General features: G+C 67.5%; 7 protein-coding genes. 4 read left to right on the forward strand and 3 right to left on the reverse strand.

The window, feature by feature from the left end; all coding sequences use genetic code 11:
* Positions 1 to 11: 11 nt before the first annotated feature.
* From AB839_RS18975 to AB839_RS18985, 3 genes are read right to left on the reverse strand one after another with little or no spacing between them, the layout of a single operon-like run.
* Positions 12 to 572, reverse strand: coding sequence for a hypothetical protein (locus AB839_RS18975; protein ID WP_061480545.1), 561 nt, complete (start codon positions 570 to 572; stop codon positions 12 to 14).
* Positions 573 to 602: 30 nt separating this feature from the next.
* Positions 603 to 1,022 (reverse strand): NUDIX domain-containing protein, encoded by a 420-nt coding sequence (locus AB839_RS18980; protein ID WP_061480546.1) that lies wholly within the window; start codon positions 1,020 to 1,022, stop codon positions 603 to 605.
* A complete protein-coding gene (locus AB839_RS18985; RefSeq protein WP_061480547.1) occupies positions 1,019 to 3,388 on the reverse strand; it encodes a S9 family peptidase in 2,370 nt (789 codons plus the stop codon). Before AB839_RS18985 ends, AB839_RS18980 begins: the two co-directional genes overlap by 4 nt.
* A 167-nt stretch (positions 3,389 to 3,555) precedes the next feature.
* On the opposite strand from AB839_RS18985, the gene AB839_RS18990 reads away from it, so the two are divergent.
* The 4 genes from AB839_RS18990 to AB839_RS19005 all read left to right on the forward strand — a co-directional run.
* Entirely contained in the window at positions 3,556 to 3,885 is a 330-nt protein-coding gene (locus AB839_RS18990; protein WP_005414880.1) for a hypothetical protein, read from the forward strand.
* Between the two features lie 36 nt (positions 3,886 to 3,921).
* Positions 3,922 to 4,575 (forward strand): sigma-70 family RNA polymerase sigma factor, encoded by a 654-nt coding sequence (locus tag AB839_RS18995; RefSeq protein WP_061480548.1) that lies wholly within the window; start codon positions 3,922 to 3,924, stop codon positions 4,573 to 4,575.
* Positions 4,572 to 4,787 carry a hypothetical protein gene (locus tag AB839_RS19000; RefSeq protein ID WP_061480549.1) on the forward strand — a complete coding sequence of 72 codons (216 nt, stop codon included), beginning with the start codon at positions 4,572 to 4,574 and terminating at the stop codon, positions 4,785 to 4,787. The genes AB839_RS18995 and AB839_RS19000 overlap by 4 nt, the downstream gene beginning before the upstream one ends.
* Positions 4,788 to 5,000: 213 nt before the next feature.
* The coding region (locus AB839_RS19005; protein ID WP_061480550.1) for a cytochrome ubiquinol oxidase subunit I at positions 5,001 to 6,347 on the forward strand (1,347 nt) is incomplete at its 3' end.

The following is a 6,347-nucleotide window of genomic DNA, read 5'->3' on the forward strand; positions in this document are numbered from 1 at the left end:
CCCGGCAGAACTCAGTGGAAGCGCGCGCGCACGTCGGGGCGCAGCAGGCGCCAGGCCAGCCAGCCCTGCAGGCCGAGAAGCACGAACGACATGCCGACCACGGTCAGCGTGATCAGCCAGCGTTTCAGCTGCAGTTCCTGCAGCAGGGCCGGGTCATCGGCCAGCAACGGAATGAAGTCGCCCATGAACAGGTCCAGCCACCAGGCGGCTGCGAAGTTGGTCAGGGCACTCAGCAGCAGCAGTACCACGAAGCTCCACAGGCCCCAGCGACGTTCACGCAGCAGGCCCCAACTGGACACGGTCGAGGCCAGGCACAACAGCGCGACGACCATTGACGCGGCCACCGGGTGCGCCAGCAGCCAGACCAGGCTGTGCATCTGCTGGAGCTGCACTTCACCTTCCACCAGGTGCCACAGCGCGAGGTTCTGCAGCGGCCACAGCACCAGTCCCTGCAGCACGAAGTAGATCGTCAGCAGCAGTGACAGCCAGAACGAAGCCTGTGCGACCGGGCGCACCCAGGCGTGATAGGCCGGGGAAAGCGGCGAGGGGATCGACGGGATCGACATTGACATCCGATGTCCTTGCAGTCGGCGCCCGCCTGCTCAGCGGGCCGTCGCCCGGGTGGCGACGGCCGGCAGGATATGGTGTTCGCTCAAGGGTGCCAAGGGCAGGCCATGCGGCGGTTGCAGCGGCACCCAGGCCAGTTCGGCAATTTCGGCGCGCGCCTGCGGCGTGCCGTCCACCTGCACCCACCACGCCTGTGCCTGCACGCGGTGGCCGGGCTCGTTCACCGCCCAGTCCTCGAACGTGCCCAGCGCGATGGCGGCATCGGCGCGCAGCTGCACGCCCAGTTCCTCGTCCAGCTCGCGGGCCAGCGCCTGCAGGGGTGCCTCGCCGGGTTCGGGCTTGCCACCGGGCTGGATGAAGCGGCGCGCACCCTGCTTGCGCACCACCAGCGCCCGGCCGCGGTCATCCAGGATGACCGCAGCCACGATCCGGATCGTGGCTGCGGCGTCGCTCACTTCAGGTTCTGCTCGAACAGCTTGAGGATGCGCTTGTACTGGTCCAGCCAGGAATCGGCACGCACATAGCCGTGGCGTTCCAGCGGGTATGGGGCGATCGACCAGTTGTCCTTGTGCAGTTCGATCAGGCGCTGGGTGAGGTTCACCGAGTCCTGGAAGAACACGTTGTCATCCATCATGCCGTGGGCGATCAGCAGGTTGTCCTGCAGGTCCTGCGCGTACTCGATCGGCGAGGACACGCGGTACGCCTCCGGGTCGATGTCCGGGGTGTTGAGGATGTTGCTGGTGTAGCCGTGGTTGTAGTTGTGCCAGTCCACCACCGGGCGCAGCGCGGCGCCGGCCTTGAAGGTGCCCGGCGCACGGAACAGTGCCATGAAGGTCATGAAGCCGCCGTAGGAACCACCGTAGATGCCGGCGTGGTCGCGGTCACCCTGCTGGGTGTCGACCAGCCAGTCCAGGCCGTCCTTGTAGTCTTCCAGTTCCGGGTGGCCCATGTTGCGGTAGATGGCCGTGCGCCAGTCGCGGCCGTAGCCCTCGCTGCCGCGGTAGTCCATGTCCAGCACGATGTAGCCCTTCTGCACCAGCAGGTTGTGGAACATCTGCTCGCGGAAATAGGCCGGGTAGCGCTGGTGCACGTTCTGCAGGTAGCCGGCGCCGTGCACGAACATCACGATCGGATACTTGCGGCCCGGTTCCTTGTTTTCCGGTTCGTAGTACTTGGCCCAGACCACGCCGGCACCATGCTTGGACGGCACTGCCACCAGCTTCGGCTGGATCCACTGGCGTGCCTTGTAGTCGGCGGTGCGGGTGTCGGTCAGCACGCGCGCCTGGCCACCGGCACTGGGCAGTACCGCCAGCTGCGGCGGCAGGTAGGCGCCGGAGTAGCGCACCAGCAGCTGCTGGCCGTCGGGCGACAGCGAGAAATCCTCCACGCCGTTGAGGCTGGTCAGCTCGCGCACCTGGCGGCTGCCGGTGTCGACCGTGCAGACTTCGTAGTCATGCGGCGCCTGCTGGTTGCACAGGAAGTAGAAACCCTTGCCATCGGCCGACGGCACCGGCGCCGAGGTTTCCCACTTGCCGCTGGTCAGCGCCTGCGGCTTGGCGGTGCCGGCCTGGGTGTACAGGTGCGAGAAGCCCGATTCCTCGGACAACAGCCACAGCGTGCGGCCATCGGCCATCCAGCCGAAATCGTTGAAGCCCCAGTTGATCCAGGCGTTGTCGGTCAGGCGGTGGCGGTTCTGCACGCGGCCGTCGGCAGCATTGACGCTGATGATCCAGCGGTCCTTGTTGTCGTTGGCGCGCAGCATCACCGCGGCCTGCTGGCCGTCGGCGCTCCAGCGGATGCCGCCGCCCATGAAGTCGCTCATCACCTGCACGCTGCGCTCGCCCTTCAGCGCATCCTTGCCGGCCTTGCGGCGCAGTTCGGCCAGCGGGTCGGTGCTGATGCCCGGCAGGCCGGACAGCGAGACCTTCTCGGCCTTGCCGGTGCGCACATCCACGTACCACAGGGTGTGTGGCTCGAAGCCGTTGCGGCCGACGCGGGTGCGGGTGTCCTCGGTTTCCTCGTAGCCCGACTCGGTCACGTACAGCGGCATCTTGCTGGTGCGGCCGTCGTCGAAGTCCTTCGGCTTGGTCACCACGATCAGGTGGGTCAGGTCCGGCGACAGCACGCTGTCACCGATCTCGACGTCGGCGCCCAGGTAGACCGGGCCCGGTGCGCGGGTCGGATCAGCCTGGCGCCAGCGCTGGTCCTGGTCCTTCAATGCCTCGCGCTGCTCGCGGTCGCGGCGCAGGGTTTCCAGCGTGCGCAGCTGCTGGTCGCGCAGCACGTCGGCCTTCGGCGGCGTGCGCGGGTCCTTCTCGGCCTTCAGGCTGGCCACCTGCTGCACGCCGCTGGCGGCGGTCCAGTGGAACCAGTTCTGGCCGACGCGCCAGATCACGCCGTTGTCCGCGGCAAAGTTCACGTTGCCCGCGCGCTCGTTGCTGCGGGTCAGCTGGGTCAGCGCGCCGCTGCGCAGGTCGCGCACGAACACATCGCCATTGCGCACGAAGGCGCTGCGGCTGCGGCTGCGGTCGTAGACCGGATCGGCCACGTCCAGGGTGCCGCGCTGGTCATCGGCCACCTGCGCGGCCACGCCGCCGGCCACCGGCTGGCGGAAGGTGTCGCGCACCGGGCTGCCGTTGCGCTTGAGCTGGTACTCCACCTGCTGGCTGTTCCACGACCACCAGGCCTTCTCTACCGGCGGACCGATCCAGTCCGGGTCGGCCATGGCCTGTTCGATGGTGATCGGCGTCGGCGCGGCATGCGCAGCCGGTGCGGCCAGCACGGCCGACAGCAGGAGGGACAGGGGCAGCACTCGGGACATGGGCGGACGGCACCAGAAGAGGAAACCGGCCAAGGGTAGCAGCCGCCCCGGCCCGGGGCAGGGGCCACAGGTCATGGCAGCGGGATTGGCAAAGTGGCGCAACCGGTTGCCGTGGTCGCGCATCCATTCTCCTGAACCCGCATCATCCACCGAACAGGAGCCCGACCATGCAGGAACTGATCCCGATCACCCTCTTCATCTGCATCGCCTACGCGATCCATGCCATTGCCGATGCCCGCGCCCGCAGCAAGCTGGTGGCTCCGCACGTGCCAGAGGAAGTTATCCGCTCGCTGGCGGTACTGGAAGAAGAACGCCGCCGCCAGGGCGCGCTGCGCTGGGGCATCAGCCTGGTCTGCCTGGCCCTGGCCATGGCCCTGCTGGAAGCCATCGGGGCCCGTGACCTGACCTTTGGCGCCGCCGCCGCGCTGGTCGGCAGTGCCGGCCTCGGCCAGCTGCTGGCCTGGCACTTCACCCGGCCTGCCGCACGCAAGGGCTGAGGCAGGCATGCCACGGGCACAGGGGGCGCCCCGCGCATGAGCCTGCTCGGCGAAGCGCTGTCGGCACTGCGGGGCCGTCGCCGCGAGGATACGGCGGCGATGGCGGCTCCCGCCAAAGCGCTGGACGCGGACCAGGCCCTGGTGCGGGCCATCATCGATGGCTCGCAGTCGGCCTTCGCGCAGCTGGTGGAGACCCACCAGCGCACCTGCGCGCATGTGATCGGACGCATGGTGGGCGACCGCGACCAGGTCGCCGACCTGCTGCAGGAAACTTTCCTTGCCGTGTTCCGCCAGCTGCATCGGTTTCGTTTTGAATGCTCGCTGCGCACCTGGGTTTCCCGGATCGCCTACACCACGGCGCTGCAGCACCTGCGCAGGCGACGGCTGGAGGCGCAATGGATGGTGGCGGTGGAAGTACCCGAGGAACTGGGTATTGGCGATGAAGGGCCGGGGCCGGCTGAACTGAGCGAGGCGCTGCAGGCCGGGCGCCAGCTCGGCGCGGCACTGGAACGGCTGAGTGCACCGCAGCGCCTGATCGTCGGCCTGCATTACCTGGAGGATTTCGATCTGGCCGAGATCGAGCAGGTGACCGGGCTGGCGCGCGGTACCATCAAGAGCCACCTTCACCGTGCGCGCCAGGTCCTGAGGCAGGAACTGACGCGGCATGCCGCCGCCGGAGAACTGCTGTGAACCCACCGACCGACCCTCGCGATGCGGAAAAGCGCGCGCTGGCGCAGGCGTTGCGTGAGCACGCGCAGCAGGAAGAAACGCCGGATGTGAGCGAGGCGCTGCAGAAGCGCATTGCCGCTGAGTCGCGCGACGGTGGCGTGGGTTATGTGGTGGTGCAGGTGCTGTTGTTTGGCGCCCTGCTGGCTGCGGCGGCCTGGTATTTCTGGCACTGAGGCACCCGCCGGGCAAGGGGCCGCTCCAATCGCGGTGGGTAGAGGCCGACCTGGGTCGGCGTTTGGGCGTGTGTGCCAACCAAGGTTGGCAGCTACCAGAACGGTTGACCCCTGCGACAAAGTGAAGCAGCGCGTCACCCGGTCGCATCCCGTTTTAACGAAGTCCTCCTAAAGTGGTCCGGTATCCCACCGGTCGCAGGCAGGAGGCGTCCCTTGGACGCGTTGTTGTTGTCCCGGATCCAGTTTGGATTCGTCATCAGTTTCCACGTGCTGTTCCCCGCCTTCACCATCGGTACGGCCAGCTGGCTGGCCTTCATCGAATGGCGCTGGCTGCGCACGAGGCTGCCCGTGTGGCGCGAGCTGTACTTCTTCTGGCAGAAGATCTTCGCGGTGTCGTTCGGCATGGGCGTGGTCAGCGGCATCGTCATGGCCTTCCAGTTCGGTACCAACTGGCCGCGGCTGAGCGAGGTGGCCGGCACGGTCATCGGCCCGCTGCTGACCTACGAGGTGCTGACCGCGTTCTTCCTGGAAGCCAGCTTCCTCGGCGTGATGATGTTCGGCTGGGGCCGGGTCTCGCCGCGCCTGCATTTCCTGTCCACCTGCATGGTTGCGCTGGGCACGCTGTTCTCCACGTTCTGGATCCTGTCGTCCAACAGCTGGCTGCACACGCCGGCCGGCTACGAGATGGTCAACGGCATCGTGCATCCGGTGGACTGGTGGCAGGTGGTGTTCAATCCCTCGTTCCCCTACCGCCTCGCGCACATGGCGCTGGGCTCGTTCATCACCACCTGTTTCGTGATTGGTGGCGTGGGCGCGTGGTACCTGCGCAAGGGCACGCACGTGGAAGCGGGCCGGCGCATGCTGATCGCCGCCGTGGCATTCGCCGCGCTGACCGTGCCGGTGCAGATCTTCGTCGGCGACATGCACGGCCTGAACACGCTCAAGCACCAGCCGATGAAGATCGCGGCGGTGGAAGCGCATTGGCATGAGACCCGGGAAGGCGAGGGCGTACCGCTGGTGGTGTTCGCGTTGCCCAACGAGAAGGAGGAGCGCAACGATTTCGAAGTGGCCATCCCGAACCTGGGCAGCGTGATTCTGACCCACAGCCTGGACGGCACCTTCGACCCGCTGACCTCGGTACCGGCCAGCGAGCGGCCGCCGGTGACGCCGGTGTTCTTTGCCTTCCGCATCATGGTCGGGCTGGGCACGCTGATGCTGCTGCTGGCCTGGGTGTCGGCCTTCCAGCTGTGGCGCAACAAGCTGCTCGATTCGCCATGGCTGCTGCGCGGCTGGAACTGGATGCTGCCTAGCGGTTTCATCGCGCTGCTGTCGGGGTGGTTCGTCACCGAGATGGGACGCCAGCCGTGGGTGGTGTATGGCCTGCTGCGCACCGCCGATGCGGTCGGCCCGCAGAGCGCGTGGATGACCGCGCTGTCGCTGGGCGTCTACGTGGTCGGCTACGCCTTCGTGTTCGGCTGGGGCATCTGGTACCTGGTGAAGATCCTGCGCCACGGACCGCAGCCCTACGCCGAAGGGCCGTCGCTGGACCACGGCAGCCAC

Source organism: Stenotrophomonas sp. DDT-1 (assembly GCF_001580555.1).
GTDB lineage: Bacteria > Pseudomonadota > Gammaproteobacteria > Xanthomonadales > Xanthomonadaceae > Stenotrophomonas > Stenotrophomonas sepilia.

Bases quoted from the DNA above. Each gene is read 5' to 3' on its own strand.
- AB839_RS18975 (WP_061480545.1), bottom strand. From the start codon at position 572: ATGTCAATGTCGATCCCGTCGATCCCCTCGCCGCTTTCCCCGGCCTAT.
- AB839_RS18985 (WP_061480547.1), bottom strand. From the start codon at position 3,388: ATGTCCCGAGTGCTGCCCCTGTCCCTCCTGCTGTCGGCCGTGCTGGCC.
- AB839_RS18990 (WP_005414880.1), top strand. From the start codon at position 3,556: ATGCAGGAACTGATCCCGATCACCCTCTTCATCTGCATCGCCTACGCG.
- AB839_RS18995 (WP_061480548.1), top strand. From the start codon at position 3,922: ATGAGCCTGCTCGGCGAAGCGCTGTCGGCACTGCGGGGCCGTCGCCGC.